This window comes from Hymenobacter wooponensis, from assembly GCF_004745865.1.
In the GTDB taxonomy this organism is placed as follows: Bacteria; Bacteroidota; Bacteroidia; order Cytophagales; family Hymenobacteraceae; genus Hymenobacter; species Hymenobacter wooponensis.
In genome coordinates this window covers 1,350,661-1,365,439 of record NZ_SRKZ01000001.1, presented here as the reverse complement: position 1 = coordinate 1,365,439, position 14,779 = coordinate 1,350,661, and the positions used below count along the sequence as shown (strand labels likewise).

At 57.0% G+C, this 14,779-nt stretch carries 11 protein-coding genes; 5 read left to right on the top strand and 6 right to left on the bottom strand.

Going from position 1 to position 14,779, the window contains the following annotated elements; all coding sequences use genetic code 11:
- Positions 1 to 143 precede the first annotated feature (143 nt).
- The 3 genes from ureC (at position 144) to ureG (ending at position 3,626) form a co-directional block, all read left to right on the top strand.
- On the top strand, positions 144 to 1,859 hold the full coding sequence (gene ureC / locus EU557_RS05695; protein ID WP_135529424.1) for an urease subunit alpha: 1,716 nt from the start codon (positions 144 to 146) through the stop codon (positions 1,857 to 1,859).
- Between the two features lie 325 nt (positions 1,860 to 2,184).
- Positions 2,185 to 2,868 carry an urease accessory protein UreF gene (locus tag EU557_RS05690; protein WP_135529423.1) on the top strand — a complete coding sequence of 228 codons (684 nt, stop codon included), beginning with the start codon at positions 2,185 to 2,187 and terminating at the stop codon, positions 2,866 to 2,868.
- A 5-nt stretch (positions 2,869 to 2,873) separates the two neighbouring features.
- A complete protein-coding gene (ureG, locus tag EU557_RS05685; protein WP_135529422.1) occupies positions 2,874 to 3,626 on the top strand; it encodes an urease accessory protein UreG in 753 nt (250 codons plus the stop codon).
- Positions 3,627 to 3,678: 52 nt separating this feature from the next.
- Here the strand turns inward: ureG and EU557_RS05680 are convergent, their stop codons facing one another.
- The 3 genes from EU557_RS05680 to EU557_RS05670 form a co-directional block, all read right to left on the bottom strand.
- Complete coding sequence (locus EU557_RS05680) at positions 3,679 to 4,869, bottom strand: acyltransferase family protein (RefSeq protein ID WP_135529421.1); 1,191 nt, start codon at positions 4,867 to 4,869, stop codon at positions 3,679 to 3,681.
- 135 nt (positions 4,870 to 5,004) lie between these two features.
- Positions 5,005 to 6,327, bottom strand: a complete 1,323-nt coding sequence (locus tag EU557_RS05675) for a hypothetical protein (protein WP_135529420.1) — start codon at positions 6,325 to 6,327, stop codon at positions 5,005 to 5,007.
- 93 nt (positions 6,328 to 6,420) lie between these two features.
- On the bottom strand, positions 6,421 to 7,287 hold the full coding sequence (locus EU557_RS05670) for an urease accessory protein UreD (protein ID WP_135529419.1): 867 nt from the start codon (positions 7,285 to 7,287) through the stop codon (positions 6,421 to 6,423).
- Between the two features lie 234 nt (positions 7,288 to 7,521).
- Here EU557_RS05670 and EU557_RS05665 point away from each other — a divergent pair, with 234 nt between their 5' ends.
- A complete protein-coding gene (locus tag EU557_RS05665; RefSeq protein WP_135529418.1) occupies positions 7,522 to 9,564 on the top strand; it encodes an alpha/beta hydrolase family protein in 2,043 nt (680 codons plus the stop codon).
- A 59-nt stretch (positions 9,565 to 9,623) separates the two neighbouring features.
- Here EU557_RS05665 and EU557_RS05660 read toward each other — a convergent pair whose 3' ends face one another.
- A complete protein-coding gene (locus EU557_RS05660) occupies positions 9,624 to 10,007 on the bottom strand; it encodes a hypothetical protein (RefSeq protein ID WP_135529417.1) in 384 nt (127 codons plus the stop codon).
- A gap of 71 nt (positions 10,008 to 10,078) precedes the next feature.
- A complete protein-coding gene (locus EU557_RS05655) occupies positions 10,079 to 10,453 on the bottom strand; it encodes a PH domain-containing protein (RefSeq protein ID WP_135432865.1) in 375 nt (124 codons plus the stop codon).
- A gap of 444 nt (positions 10,454 to 10,897) precedes the next feature.
- Here EU557_RS05655 and EU557_RS05650 point away from each other — a divergent pair, with 444 nt between their 5' ends.
- Positions 10,898 to 14,083, top strand: a complete 3,186-nt coding sequence (locus tag EU557_RS05650) for a TonB-dependent receptor (RefSeq protein WP_135529416.1) — start codon at positions 10,898 to 10,900, stop codon at positions 14,081 to 14,083.
- Positions 14,084 to 14,219: 136 nt separating this feature from the next.
- On the opposite strand, the gene EU557_RS05645 is transcribed toward EU557_RS05650, so the two are convergent.
- Positions 14,220 to 14,723 carry a HEAT repeat domain-containing protein gene (locus tag EU557_RS05645; protein ID WP_135529415.1) on the bottom strand — a complete coding sequence of 168 codons (504 nt, stop codon included), beginning with the start codon at positions 14,721 to 14,723 and terminating at the stop codon, positions 14,220 to 14,222.
- Positions 14,724 to 14,779: the final 56 nt, after the last annotated feature.

The following is a 14,779-nucleotide window of genomic DNA, read 5'->3' as shown; positions in this document are numbered from 1 at the left end:
TCGAGCGGAGTCGAGACATCTCGCAGGCTGACGTTGCAAGTTCGATCCAACGATTTAAGCGAGATGTCTCAACTCCGCTCGACATGACTGCTAAGAGCATTCTGACTACTTGAGTAGACTGTTAAACACAACTAGAAATCCTTATGCCCCTTTCCCTCGACCGGCGCGCGTACGCCGACATGTACGGCCCTACTACCGGCGACCGGGTACGCCTGGGCGACACCGACATCGTTATAGAGGTGGAGAAGGACTTCTGCACCTACGGTGAGGAATGTAAATTCGGAGGTGGTAAGGTGCTGCGGGACGGGATGGGGCAAGCGGCTGGGATTCCGCAGGCTGAGGCCTTGGATCTGCTTATCACCAATGCCCTGGTGCTTGACTATACCGGCATCTATAAGGCTGATATCGGCATCAAGAACAGCCGTATCGTGGGTATTGGGAAAGCGGGCAACCCGCATATTATGCCCAACGTGACGCCCGGTATGGTGGTGGGCGTGACCACCGAAGTTATAGCCGGTGAGGGCCAAATTCTGACGGCCGGTGGTATTGATTGCCACATTCACTTCATCTGCCCTCAGCAGATCGACGAGGCCCTGGCGTCGGGCGTGACGACCATGCTGGGCGGGGGCACCGGGCCTTCATCAGGCACCAATGCCACTACCTGCACACCAGGCGCTTTTTACATTGAGATGATGCTGAAGGCCACGGATGCCTTTCCGCTCAACTTCGGCTTTCTGGGCAAGGGCAACACCTCCCGGCCCGAAGGCCTGCATGAGCAACTGGATGCCGGTGCGGTAGGCTTTAAGCTGCACGAGGACTGGGGCACCACGCCCGCCGCCATCGACACGTGCCTGAGTGTGGCCGAGCAGTACGACGTGCAGGTTTGCATCCATACCGATACGCTCAACGAAAGCGGCTTTGTGGAGACTTCCACCGCGGCGTTCAAGGGCCGTACCATTCATGCCTACCACACCGAAGGTGCCGGCGGCGGCCACGCCCCCGACATTATTAAAATCTGCGGGGAGCCCAACGTTATTCCGTCGTCCACCAACCCTACGCGGCCCTTTACCATCAATACTATTGACGAGCACCTCGACATGTTGATGGTGTGTCACCACCTCGACAAGAACATTCCCGAGGACGTGGCCTTCGCGGAGAGCCGCATCCGGGGCGAGACGATTGCCGCCGAAGACATTCTGCATGACCTGGGCGCGCTCAGCATCATCTCCTCCGACTCGCAAGCCATGGGCCGGGTGGGGGAGGTGCTCACCCGTACCTGGCAAACGGCCCACAAAATGAAGGAGCAGCGCGGCCTGCTGCCCGAAGATGCAGAACGGGGCGCCGACAACTTCCGGGCCCGCCGTTACATCGCCAAGTACACCATCAACCCGGCACGAGCCCACGGTTTTGCGGAAGAAATTGGGTCGGTAGAAATCGGAAAGCTGGCTGATCTGGTCCTCTGGAAGCCGGCGTTTTTCGGAGCACGGGCCGAGATGGTTATCAAGGGCGGCGTAATTGTGCGGGCGCAGATGGGCGACGCTAACGCCTCTATTCCCACTCCGCAGCCTTCCTTTTCTAGGCCTATGTTCGGGGCCTACGGAGGTGCAACGGGTCCTACCTCCCTGGCCTTTGTATCGGCGGCGGCGGTGGAGCATGTGCGGGCTTCGTATGGGCTGAAGAAGGCGGTAGTAGCCGTGAAAGGCTGCCGTAGCGTCGCCAAGAAGGATATGGCCCTCAACGACTACCTCCCCAATATTGCCGTGGACCCGGAAACGTACCGCGTTACCGTCGATGGCGTGCACCTGACCTGCGCACCTGCCACTAGGTTGCCGCTTACGCAGCTGTACAACTTGTTTTGAAAAAAGGCATGTTAGCCAGGAACGATGTAGAGACGCGACACTTCGCGTCTCCTCGTTGAACGATCCATGTTGAACAACTGGCCTAGAACGACAGACGACGCTGAACGGTACGAGACAAATAACATCAGCACGCGCCGAAAAGCGAACCGCAGGTCGGCGAAGTCAAGTGTCGCGTCTCTACATCGTTCTTCTGCCAGCATACGGGGTGGATTCGGTTTAGCCGCATGACAGTTCTGGTGTAGTCGTTCTAGGCCACTTCAACCACCCCTAGCCCCTCCTCATCTGAGGAGGGGAATTAGCTCTCTAGCATTAGCATAACTTTCTCATGTCTTCTCGTCTTGCTCGTTTGCTGCACTTAGCTGACTCGGCTTTGCCGACGGGCGGGTTTGCGTATTCGTACGGGCTGGAGAGCAGCCGCACGTTTGGGCTGATTCGGCATCCTGCTGGGTTGCGTAATTACCTATACTCGTATCTGCAGCAGGTTATCAGTCTGGATGTGCCCTTCCTGAGCTCCTGTTTTGCGGTAGAGTGGCCTAGGGAGGCGCAACGGCTGCGCGGCATCGTGGAGGAATATGATGCCATGCTTCTGGTACCGGGCCTGCACCGGGCCAGCTTAGCGCAAAGCAAGAACTGGCTAAAGCTGCTCACCTCTTTCTATCCGCAAAGTGGCCTAGGCAGCATCCAGGCCTGGTTTGCAGCGGAAGAGCTGCCCTTGCATTTTGTGCTGGTGCTGGCCCTGTCCCTGCGGCAGCTCGGCTACAGCTGCTCAGAACTGCATGCACTGTATCTGCACCTGATGCTACGCGACCAAATCAGCGCGGCTATTCGGTTGGGCTGCTTAGGGCCTATGGAAGGCCACCGCCTCCAGCACGATTTCTACTCTTTGTTCGACCACATGCTGGCCGGGGCCGAAACGGCCGACTACCGCACGGCCACGCGCTCCGCCACCCTGCTCGATGCAGCTCAGATTCTGCACGAGCAGGTGTATTCCCGTCTTTTTCAAAACTAGCTGTTATGGCCTTTATCGATAAGCTGGCACTGCTGCTGCACGGTCACGCCCACGAATCCTACGAGTCGCCGGGTGATTTTGCCCAGCGCGAGACGCGGCGGCTGCCGCCCTACCGCAACTTCCGGAAGCGCGCCTTCACGGTGGGCATTGGGGGGCCGGTAGGCACCGGCAAAACGGCTCTGCTCAAAGCTCTGTGTGAGCGGCTTCGCCACGAGTTTGAGCTGGGCGTGGTCACCAATGACATCTTCACCAGCGAAGACGCCGAGTTTCTGATCAGGCATAGCGCCCTGAGCGAAGACCGGATTGTGGGGGTAGAAACCGGGGGCTGCCCGCACGCGGCCATCCGGGAGGATATTTCCCTCAATATGGACGCGCTGGAAGGGTTAATGACCCGCTTCGACAACAAGCTCGATTACCTGTTTGTGGAAAGCGGCGGCGACAACCTAGCGGCCCACTTCAGTCGGGAGCTGGTTGATTACTCCATTTATGTCATCGACGTATCGGGCGGCGACAAAATTCCACGCAAGGGTGGGCCTGGTATTACGCAATCCGATCTGCTTGTCATCAATAAAACCGACCTAGCTGAACTCGTGCGCGCCGACCTGGGTGTAATGGACCGCGACGCCCGCAAAATGCGCGGCGAAGGTCCTTTCCTGTTTGCGAGGGCCCTGCATGGCCTAGGCTTGGAGGAAATCATTGCCCACATTCACGCGGCTAAGGCGCGTGCTTTGCAGCAGGTGCGCGAAGACCGCCGGTAGATGGTTGCAGGCGTCTCGGGGTGGCCCAGAATGGGCCTAGGCCACCTGCGTTTTACGCCGTGAAGAAAATGCGCCGCCGGTACAGCACCGCCAGCAGCAGCACCCATAGCGAGGAATACACTACCGCCCAGGTGAAAGACGCGTGGGTGGGATTAGTAAAGAACTGGCGGCATAGATTCTCATATAACCAGTCGCGGGCGTAGAAAACGGAACCATCGGCGTGGTGCAGCTTGAAGCGGGTGAGGACGCGCTCCAGCGCTTCGTGGCCGAAGAACACCAACAAGGCATTGCTTCCGCAGGCGATGAAAATCCACGTCCAGCGCCCGCGCCAGCCTTGTACATCGCACAGGAAATAAAGGGCACCCAGCACTATGCCGCCAATACCCGCCGTGTACACCACGTACGAGCTGCTCCACAACGATTTGTTGATGGGAAACCAGCCGTTCCAAATCAGGCCCAGCACAATAGCGCCGGCGCTGACCACAAAGAGCCACACCGTTTTGGTAGGAGCATCGGAGCGGGTATTGCGTAGCCACTGGCCGGTGAGCATCCCCAGCAACCCCGTGCCTACGGATGGAATAGTGCCCAGTAACGACTCCGGGTCCCAACCTTCTTGGTCCATATTCAGGTGGTGCTGCCCAATAACCAGCCGATCGAGCCAGGCGCCTAGGTTGGTCATCTTATCGAGGCTGGGGTGGCCTAGATCGGGAACCGGGACAAACTGCAGAAGTAGGTTGTAGCCAACCAGCAGCACCGCCGCTAGGGTGAGCTGCTGCCGCCAAGTAAGTTTAAGAAAGCACAGCGCACAGATACCGTACACCACGCCCAGGCGCTGCAATACCCCCAGAATACGGAACGAGGTGAAGTAGAAATTGGGAAGTAAGCCAATCAACAGGCCTAGTACCACCATAACCAGCACGCGGCGGCCCACTCGCAGTAGCACCGCCGAGTGGCGGCTGGGCTGCTCCCGCACCGAGGCCAGCCCATATACCACGGCCACCCCCATAATGTACATGAACCACGGAAATGCCAGGTCGGCCAGCCGGCAGCCGTTCCAGTCGGCGTGGATAAGCGGGGAGTAGTAGTAGCGCCAGTCGCCGGAGTTGTTTACCAGCAGCATGAGCATAATGGCCACCCCCCGAAATACGTCGAGGGAAACCAGCCGGGTGGTAGCCGAAGCCGTGACCGGGCTATCGGCGGCCGGGGCCGGGTTGGGTAGAGGGGCGGAGCTGGCAACCGGCATGAGTATGGCTAATAATGGATTGACATTCAAGAGGTCATGTAGACCAGGTAAAGATAAGATAGCTTGCCCGAGCACTAGCTATAAACCGTTGCCGCGCTGGCTGCCAGAAAGACTAGCCTCAGCCGCTACTGTGCTTTAAAACAAGAGGTGTTGGAAGAAAGTCCAGTCCCAGTCGCTGGTGCCGTAGAAGCAACGGTCGAAGTTAAAAGACAGGCGCAGGTTGTAGGCCACTAATAACACCAGAACTACCCCTGCACTCCAACGGAGGGCTTTCTGGCGCTCGGCCAGGTAGGCCACTACTGCCGCCAGGGGCCAGGCCAAAATAGGATAGAGCTCCACGAACCCCCGGCCGCCGTAGCCGCAGCCCAGCGCATACGTCCACCAGGTCGCATACAAGTAGGTGGCCACCGCCCAGATGCCCAGCGTTAGGGCGGCCCAGCGCAAGGAGCGGCGCGCCAGCAGAAAGCTGCCAGCCAACGCCAGGAGCAGCAGCGGGTTGTACAGAAAGCTACCGTTGTTAGGCGCAAACCACAGTGCTGCCAAACGCGGCGACAACCAGTGAGAAAAGCCTTCCTGCCCGTATGAATACAGTAGCCAGCTCCCCCTTAGATAATGGTAGTAGGCCAGTTGCGGCAACCACAGCACAATACCCGTGAGTAATAGCCAGCCCGCCAGTCGGAGCACGGTAGGCAGGTGCCAAGCGCGCTGGCCCGCGGCGCCGGGCACGGCGGGCCATGCCAGCAGGGGCATCGCCAACACCAAGTTCAAGGGGCGTAGTATGGATATCAGGGCCAATGTGAGGGCTAGGGCTAAAAGCCTACGGTTGGAAGTAGCTGCTTCGTACCAAGCTGGTTTGGCGGGGTTAGCCAACAAGTACAGCAGCAGCGCAAACGCCGCGAAAGAGTACGCGTGCGACATACCCGTTTCAATCACGCCGTAGTACCATAGGTTGGTGCCCAGCCCCAGCAGCAGTAGCGCTAAGCTGGTAACCCCCGCCGAGAAATAGCGGCGCAGAGTGCTGAACAGCAGCCACAGGCCTAGCACGAAGTATGTAACGCCCGCCAAGTCAATGGCCTTATGCTCAGGCTTGGAGTAGCCGCTTTTATCGGGGCTCAGGGAGTGGCCTACCAGCCAAAAAGGCGTTTGCAGCAGGGCTACGCCATAAGGGTACTTTGTCTCGACTTTGCCGGTGGCACGGTGCAGAACAAATCCGTTTCCCGTGGCTTGGTCTACTGAATCGGGGAATGCGCGCGCATCAAAGTGGTAGCGAAACGTGGCCGGCAGATACACGTTGTAGCCCGCCTTATCGGCCCATAGCTCACTATGGTAGGTGAAGAGGCGGGCCTTGGAATGACGGTTTAGCGTCAGGAAAATGCACAGGCCGTAGAGCAATACAAAGCAGATAATCTTGATGGGTAACTGAGTCGAGAATACGCTCGGCTTAGAACGAATTGCCATAGGGATAACCGCGGGGAGTACGAAGTGGTGACACTACTAGTAGTGCAATATCTTACTTTAATTCTGGCCTCAGAGAAGAGCAGCAGGCCCTGATCAATACTTGCGCTGGCCCGGGTGGTGCGCCAGCAAGGCATCCTGCTCCAGTACCTGGCCTAGGCGCTCGTAAATTGGCTGGAGGGCCTGACGGCTGGTGCCCAGCGCCCGTAGCACGTATACACCGGGTTTTGCTGGCGTCAGTGCTACCACAAACTCCTGCTCCGACAAATCCTCGGGCAGGGCCTCGCGGCTGATGGTTTGCAGGGCCTCCAGGGTGCGGGCTAGCGCGTAAAATCGGTCATCCTCGGGGTGGCCTACGAGGTACACTGAGAGCGTGGTTTGGTAACGGTCGAAGTTGGCGGGAGAAGTGGCAATGTGCTCTTCGGGCCGAAAGGCAAACCGGTCGAGGACAGTAAGGCGGCCCGCAACGGTGATGCGCAGCTCCGACTCAAACGAGGTAAAGGCAAACTGCTCCCCATTATCCATGCGGCCCGAGTGAAACCAGTCGGCCAGCAGCAGCACGGCATCGGGGGCCAGGTGCCAGTGCTGGCGCTGGCGGTAGCGGCTGTGCTCCTGCAATACCACGGGGTCGGGGAGCACGGCAGCCAGGGCATTGCCTTCCAGGGTTCCTTCAATGAGTTGCTCCGCCACCTGCCCATTCACTGACCGGAAAATTTTGGTGTTGGCCTGGGTACCCAGAAACAGGCGCGTACCGGCGTGGGCCGTTAGGTGAAGCCGGATAACGTCGCCGGCCACCATGCCGCCGCCGTAGCTGGAAAGCACCACATAGCAGCTGCCCGCTGGGGCGCGCGGGTTCAAAATCTTGAGCGGCTGCACGTTGCGGCACGCCGTCAGCACCGACTTACCCCGCACCTGGGACACGGCAATTTCACTCCAATCAGCAGCGGCGGGCGTAGGTAGCATGAAAGTAGATGAAGTGCTGAGTGAGGAGATAGTTGAGCCAGCGCGGTAAGCTAACCCCGGTGGAGCAGCGCAAATATGGCCCGCTAAGCGCTACGGTGGCACTTTCTAAACCGCAACTCCTGAAATTTCTTTATGCATACCTGCCCTCGGAGGTAGTATCTTTAGAAAGACAAGACCTGCAAAGCGCAACCGGCCGACTCTAGGTTGGTCTTTTGCTCTCACTTCCTTCCGTTGATGAAACATCTACTACCTCTTTTAGGCCTACTATTGCCCCTTGGTGTAGCGGCCCAAAACCCAACGCCGCACCCCCTCACGGCCCGCGACTTGCAGCAGCTGCGCGACGTAAAAGATGCCCACTTCTCGCCCGATGGCCAATGGGTAACCTACGTGGTGAGCCAAGCTGATACAGCCGCCGATAAGGGAAACGCCGACGTATGGATGGCCCGCTACGACGGCACCCGCAACCTGCGCGTAACCACCAGCCCCGATAACGAAACCGCCCCGCGCTTCTCGCCCGATGGCCTTTACCTGAGCTTTCTATCTAGTAGGGGAGAAGGCGAGGAGGGCCACGCCCAACTCTGGCTGCTAAACCGCAATGGCGGTGAGGCCGAGAAGGTAACCAAGCTGAAAGGCAGCGTGTCGGACTACGTGTGGGCGCCCGATGGCAAGCGCCTGGCCCTCATCATTCGCGACGCCGACCCCGATTCTCTGACGGCGGTGCAGAAGGCCAAGAAGAAAACCCCGCCCGTTATTGTGGTAGACCGGTTCCAGTTCAAGCAGGATGTGGATGGTTACCTCAATAAGCAGCGCCAGCACCTGTATGTGTTTGATGTGGCGGCCCGCAAGCTGTCCAAACTCACGTCGGGGGTATATGATGAGTTTGCGCCCTCCTGGAGCCCCGATGGTAAGCAGCTGGTGTTCGTGAGCAAGCGCGGCGAGGATCCCGACCGCCACGACAACTTCGACCTCTACGCCATTGACGCCACGCCCGGCGCTCAGCCGCGCCAGCTTACCACCACCGACGTAGCTGACAGCGCCCCCAGCAACTGGAGCGGCCGCCCCGTGTGGAGCCCCGATGGTAAGCAAATTGCTTTCGTAGAAGGTGCCCCTAAAGAGCAACTTGTGTATGGCCTGCACCAGCTGGCCGTAATCCCGGCTACCGGTGGCACGCCCAAGCTGCTCACTAGTGGCCTAGACCGCAACACGCTGAAGCCCCAGTGGGCTAAGGATGGCAAGAGCATTTACTTCCTGCTTGAAGACGACCGCGCTCAGGTGCTGGCCCGCGTGCCCGCTACCGGCGGCAAAGTAGAGCGGGTGCTGGATGGCAAACGCGAAATATCAGAGTTTGAGGTAGGCCCCAAAGGCCAGGTGGTAGTGGTAAACAGTGAGCCGCTGCTGCCCAAGGAAGTGTTTGGGTTCGAGAAGAAAGCCCTGCGGCCGCTCTCTAAGCAGAACGATGCTTGGCTGAAAACTGTGCAGTTGGGAGCCGTAGAGCCTATTCAGGGCAAAAGCAATGATGGTACGCTAGTGAGTGGTTTTCTGGTGAAGCCAGTGGGATACCAGGCCGGCCAGAAGTACCCCACGGTGCTCCGGATTCATGGTGGCCCAGTGTCGCAATTTGCGTACAGCTTCGCGCCGGAGTGGCAGGTGCTGGCGGCGCACGGCTACGCAGTAGTGGCCAGCAACCCCCGCGGCAGCTCCGGCCGGGGCCTGGAGTATTGCCGCGCCATCTACGCCGACTGGGGTAACAAGGACTCCGAGGATGCCCTGTCGGTAGTAGACTACGCCGTGCAGCAGGGCATTGCCGACCCGGCCCGACTAGGCGTAGGCGGCTGGAGCTACGGCGGCATCCTCACCGACCACCTCATTGCCCGCGACAAGCGCTTTAAAGCTGCCACGAGCGGCGCGGGTATCGCCAACGTGCTGGCCGGCTACGGCACCGATCAATACATCCGTGACTATGAAACGGAGCTGGGCACGCCCTGGGACCACACCGATGTGTGGATGCGCATTTCGTACCCGTTCTTCCACGCCGGCCAGATCAGCACGCCCACGCTGTTTCTGTGCGGTGAGAAAGACTTCAACGTACCCTTGCTGAATACCGAGCAGATGTATCAGGCCCTGCAAAGTCTGAAGGTGCCCACCCAGCTCATCATCTACCCCGGCCAGTTTCACGGCATCAGCAAGCCCAGCTACGTGAAAGACCGCTACGACCGGTACCTGGCCTGGTATGACAAATACCTGAAGGCGAGCGGCGCAACAGCCGGTGGTCAGTAGGTGCCAGAAGTAGTCAATAGAAAAGCCCGCTACACAACTGTAGCGGGCTTTTCTATTGACTACTTCTGGCACCTTGGCGCTTCAATCACAAACTGGGGCACGTTGTAAATGGGATAGATGGCCAGGCACATGCGGGACGTTTCATCTGCCGTGCCATTCCGAAGACTGAATTGGATTATCTGTCCTGGCTCCACTTTCGCGTCAGGGTATGAAGAAAAGGTACCGAACACGTTCTGGTACTTGCTACTATCACTGCTCAGCGGCCGGCCAATGGCGGGCCCATCCAGTAGTTCTATGAGCACCCCATTGCACGGTGTGTTCCCTAATACTTTGCCTCGCACGCAGGCCAGTGGTAGGGTGGCAGCTTCTTCTTTCTGGCAACCGCTCAGCGAGGCGGCAACTATAGACAGGCCTAGGAGAGCCGAGGAGTAGAGTGTGCGCATAAATTGGGTGGGGTTCAGTACAGACTTAGGAGCCGAGGAAGTGCGCTAAGGTTGCACGTAGGCCACTCCCCTTACACGGCAAATTCGCTCAGGGCGCGGTACACGTCGTAGATGTGCTTGTCGTTGCGGAAGGTTTTGCTGATGGGCTCCGTCTGGCCGCGCACCCAAATCTTCAGCTCCGCATCCATATCAAAATGGCCGGTAGTTTCCATCGAGAACCGCTCAATGCTGCGGTAGGGGAGGCTAAGATATTCGCGCTTTTTGCCCGTTACGCCCTGTTTATCCACTAAAATCAGGCGCTTGGTAGTAAACACCAGCAAGTCACGGATGACGGCGTAAGCGTTACGCACTTGCTCGCCGGGGGCCAAGAGTTGGCTTAGCTCTAATTGAATTTGTTGGGCATCGGTTTCGGAGGCATTACCGAGGATGGCATCAAGGAGTCCCATGGGTTGTAAACGTAGGAGATGGAAGGATGCCTCAAGCTAGCAAGAAAACCCTCGAATCGGGTGGTATAATCTTGTTAGATAAGCTGGATAACTAGCAACCCGAGTGCTGCCAGTTGAGCTAGGACATAACCTATACTAAATAATAGGATAGATATAAGAGTAATTGACTTTTTAAAAGAATGATAGTTTTATTGTCAAATTGATCTAAAAACACTACTTATTTGAAAAATATAATTTATTGATAATTAGAGTTTGATTATATACATATGTTTAACAAGCTGTTTTAGCGTTTTGAATTAATTTTAAAGCCGTTAATCGTTGATACATAACATTATAGTAACACTGTAAAGATTTTAGTTTTATAGGTATAATTCAATTTGTTGAAAAGTGATATACCTTTGCGGCCCTTTTAAAAAAGGGGCTTTTTTCAACAAACGTTTATCTATGAGTAACTTACGTTTACGCCATTTGGTGTTGCTGATTCTGACGTTACTGTCAGCGAGGTTGGGCATGGCGCAAAGCACCACTGCTGCCATGAGCGGCACAATTACCGACCAGTCGGGCGCTGGCCTGCCTGGGGCCACGATTATTGCGGTGCACAATCCTACCAACACCCAATATATTGCTCCTACTAACTCAGAAGGCCGTTTTAACCTGCAGAACATGCGGGTAGGTGGCCCCTACAGCGTACGAGTGACGTTCATTGGGTACAAGGATGTAACCCGTGAAAACATCTTCCTGACTCTGGGGCAGAACCAGCGCCTCGATATCAACCTCAGCGAGGCCACAGAGCAGCTAGCAGATGTACTAGTGAGCACCCGTCGCGATGGCATTATGAACGCTAGCCGCACTGGTGCTGAAACCCGCATTTCGCGCGAGCAACTGCAGCGCCTGCCCACTCTGAACCGTTCCCTGAACGACTTTACCCGCCTCACGCCCCAGGCGAACGGTGGCACTAGCAACTCGATTGGCGGCGCCAACAACCGCTACAACAACATCACCATTGACGGCGCGGTAAACAACGACGTGTTTGGTCTGGCCCCCAGCGCTACCCCCGGCGGACAGGCTGGCACCCAGCCCATTGCTCTGGACGCCATCCAGGAAATTCAGGTGGTTATTGCTCCCTACGACGTAACCCTGGGCAACTTCACCGGTGGTGGTATCAACGCCATTACCCGCTCGGGCTCGAACGACTTCTCGGCCTCCATCTACGGCTTTGGCCGCAACCAGAACACCATTGGCAAGAGCGTGACGGAGCCCCGCACCAAGGCCGATGAGTTCTACAACTACCAGACTGGTGCCCGCGTAGGTGGCGCGCTGGTGAAAGACAAAGTCTTCTTCTTCCTGAACGGTGAAATTGCCCGCGCCAGCACGCCGCTGGGCTTCGACCCCGGTACTTCGGCTTCCGGCATCAACCCCGCTACCCTGGCTACGATTGCTGATTCGGCCCGGCGCAAATACGGCTACGAAGTGGGTAACTACGGCAGCGTAACCAACCGCACCGAAAGCAATAAGATCTTTGGTCGTCTGGACTTCAACCTCTCGGAAAACCACCAGCTGACTATCCGTCACAACTACGTGGAGGCCTTCGCCGACAACCTGACTCGCTCTTCCATCAACTTCCGCTTCGGCAACAACGGCTACCGTTTCAGCAACGTAACCAACAGCTCGGTAGCAGAATTGAACAGCCGCCTCGGCCGCTTCTCCAATAAGCTGTTGCTGAGCTACAGCCGCATTCGTGACCGTCGGGATACCCGCGGCACCCTGCTGCCCTCCTTCAGCATCTCCGACAACGGCAACACCTACATCTTCGGTACGGAGCGTAGCTCGGCTCTGAACAGCCTGAACCAGGATATTGTAGAAGTAACCGACAACCTGACGGCCGCTTTCGGTAAGCATACCCTCACGGTGGGCACGCACAACGAGGCCTTCAAGTTCCGCAACCTGTTCATTGCCGATGGCAATGGCGCTTACACGTTCTCCTCGCTGCAGAATTTCTACAACGATAAAGCTACCCGCGTACAAGCTGCTTACCCCACCACCGGTGATGGCGCTGCGGCTTTCAAAGCTATGCAGCTGGGCTTCTACGTGCAGGACCAGTACTCGCCCATCGAGAACCTGCGCCTGACCGCTGGCCTACGCCTCGACGTGCCCGTGTTTACCGACAAGCCCGTGTACAACCCCCGCGTGGCTAGCCAGACGGCTTTCGCCAAATACGGCGACATCAACACCCAGAACATGCCGAACGGCCAGCTGCTGTGGGCACCTCGCCTGGGTTTCAACTACGATGTGAACAACGATGCGAAAGTGCAGCTGCGCGGCGGTACAGGTATTTTCACGGGCCGTGTGCCCTATACCTGGATTGCCAACAGCTACACCAACAGCGGTATGATTCAGGGCAACCTCGATATCAACAACGCCTCGTACAACTCGGCTAATCCTAACACCCCCCGCTACCTCTCGACCATCGAGACGGACATCAGCAAGATTCCGACTACCTACAGCTCAGGTGCTGCTAAAACGGCCCAGATCAACACGCTGTCGAAAGACTTCAAGCTGCCCCAAGTGTGGCGCTCGAACCTGGCCGTGGACTTCCGCCTGCCCGGCGACGTGCTGGCTACCCTGGAAGGGGTATACTCGAAGACCATCAACGATATCTACTACCAGGACGCTAACCTGGCGGCTCCCGTTGGCAAGCTGGCTGGTCCCGACCAACGCCCTGTGTACGCCGGTGGCAACGCCCGCCGCGTAGATCAGAACTTCACGAACGTGTACGTGCTGCAGAACACCAACAAGGGTTTCCGCTACAACTTCACGGGTCAGCTGCAGAAGCAGTTCTCGGATGGCTTGAACACGATGGTGGCCTACACCTATGGTAAGTCGAAAGACGTGAACAGTGGCTTCAACACTACGGCTTCGTCGAACTTCGGCTTCAACCAGATCATCACCGACCCCAACAACCCGGAGCTGAGCTACTCGCTCAACGACCGTCGTCACCGCTTGCTGGCTACCGCTGGTTACACCTTCCACTACGCCGGCGACAAACTGGCTACCACTATCTCGGCGGTGTACGAAGGCCTATCGGGTCAGCCGCTCACCTACGTGTACGGCAACAGCACCGACCTGAACGGCGACGGCAACAACGGCAACGACCTGATTTACATCCCCCGCGATGTACGTGACGCCAACGAAATCAAGCTGGTATCTACCGACAGCCGCACCCTGGCTCAGGTACAGGACCAGTTGGAGGCCTTCATCAACAACGACCCCTACCTGCGTAGCCACCGTGGCCAGTACGCCGAGCGTTTTGCCGCTCGTCTGCCCTGGACGCACCAAGTGGATATTCGCGTAGCCCAGGACTTCAACTTCCAGGCAGGTGGCAAGAAGAACACCCTCCAGGTGACTTTCGACGTGATTAACGTGGGCAACTTGCTCAACAACGATTGGGGCCGTCAGTACTCGGTACAGAACAATGCTACCGAACTGCTCCGCGTAGAATCTACCGGCAACGGTGTGCAGCCTACCTTCTCATTCCCCCGCACCATTGCTACCCGCACCAATGCCTGGGACGTGTCTAACCTGACCTCGCGTTGGCAGGGCCAGCTGGGTGTGCGCTACATTTTCAACTAAGCGCTACCTAGTAGTACTACTCCGCACAAAAAGCGGCCGGCGAAATTCGCCGGCCGCTTTTTTTATGTGGTCCAATGAGCAGTAATCTCGATTTATAAAGCAGGCTGTACTGGCGCTAGGCCAGTCCTAATGATTTCTACAGTAGGTAGTCATCCAGGAACTCTTCTATATATTCTAACTCCAGTTTCTCAAGTTGCTTTTGCCTGACGGTATCTTCCTTGAGCATATGCCAATGCTTCCTTATTTTAAGAGAGTCTGCAAGGGCTACTGTGAATTCAGTATCGTCTATAATCATCCAAGCCATCTGGCGAGCTTCGTAGCCATGATAGAAAAGAATAAGGCATATCTCCTTGAACAGATTATTGCAGTCGAAGTGGCCTAGAGCATAAACTAAGGTGCCATTAGCGCCTATATTTTCTGTCTTTAAAATAGCATGGAGCAGCGGTTGAACGGCTCGCTGGTCCCCAATTTCGATAATCCCACAAGCCGCTCGGTTACGTATCAACGGACGGGTTGATTCCAGCAAACCTACATAGAACTGAAAGACCTCTTCGCCCCCTATTTCAGTCAACTCGGCAAAGGCTGCACGCACAATTTCGGTGTCTTCACTGAAGACCTGAGCTTGTAGAGTAGATAGCATAGAAATAAAAAAACAGCCGGACCAAACGGCCCGGCTGTTCAAATCTAGTAGGAAGA

Coding starts and splice junctions, on each gene's coding strand:
- ureC (WP_135529424.1), top strand. CDS start 144: ATGCCCCTTTCCCTCGACCGGCGCGCGTACGCCGACATGTACGGCCCT.
- EU557_RS05690 (WP_135529423.1), top strand. CDS start 2,185: ATGTCTTCTCGTCTTGCTCGTTTGCTGCACTTAGCTGACTCGGCTTTG.
- ureG (WP_135529422.1), top strand. CDS start 2,874: ATGGCCTTTATCGATAAGCTGGCACTGCTGCTGCACGGTCACGCCCAC.
- EU557_RS05680 (WP_135529421.1), bottom strand. CDS start 4,869: ATGCCGGTTGCCAGCTCCGCCCCTCTACCCAACCCGGCCCCGGCCGCC.
- EU557_RS05675 (WP_135529420.1), bottom strand. CDS start 6,327: ATGGCAATTCGTTCTAAGCCGAGCGTATTCTCGACTCAGTTACCCATC.
- EU557_RS05670 (WP_135529419.1), bottom strand. CDS start 7,287: ATGCTACCTACGCCCGCCGCTGCTGATTGGAGTGAAATTGCCGTGTCC.
- EU557_RS05665 (WP_135529418.1), top strand. CDS start 7,522: ATGAAACATCTACTACCTCTTTTAGGCCTACTATTGCCCCTTGGTGTA.
- EU557_RS05660 (WP_135529417.1), bottom strand. CDS start 10,007: ATGCGCACACTCTACTCCTCGGCTCTCCTAGGCCTGTCTATAGTTGCC.
- EU557_RS05655 (WP_135432865.1), bottom strand. CDS start 10,453: ATGGGACTCCTTGATGCCATCCTCGGTAATGCCTCCGAAACCGATGCC.
- EU557_RS05650 (WP_135529416.1), top strand. CDS start 10,898: ATGAGTAACTTACGTTTACGCCATTTGGTGTTGCTGATTCTGACGTTA.
- EU557_RS05645 (WP_135529415.1), bottom strand. CDS start 14,723: ATGCTATCTACTCTACAAGCTCAGGTCTTCAGTGAAGACACCGAAATT.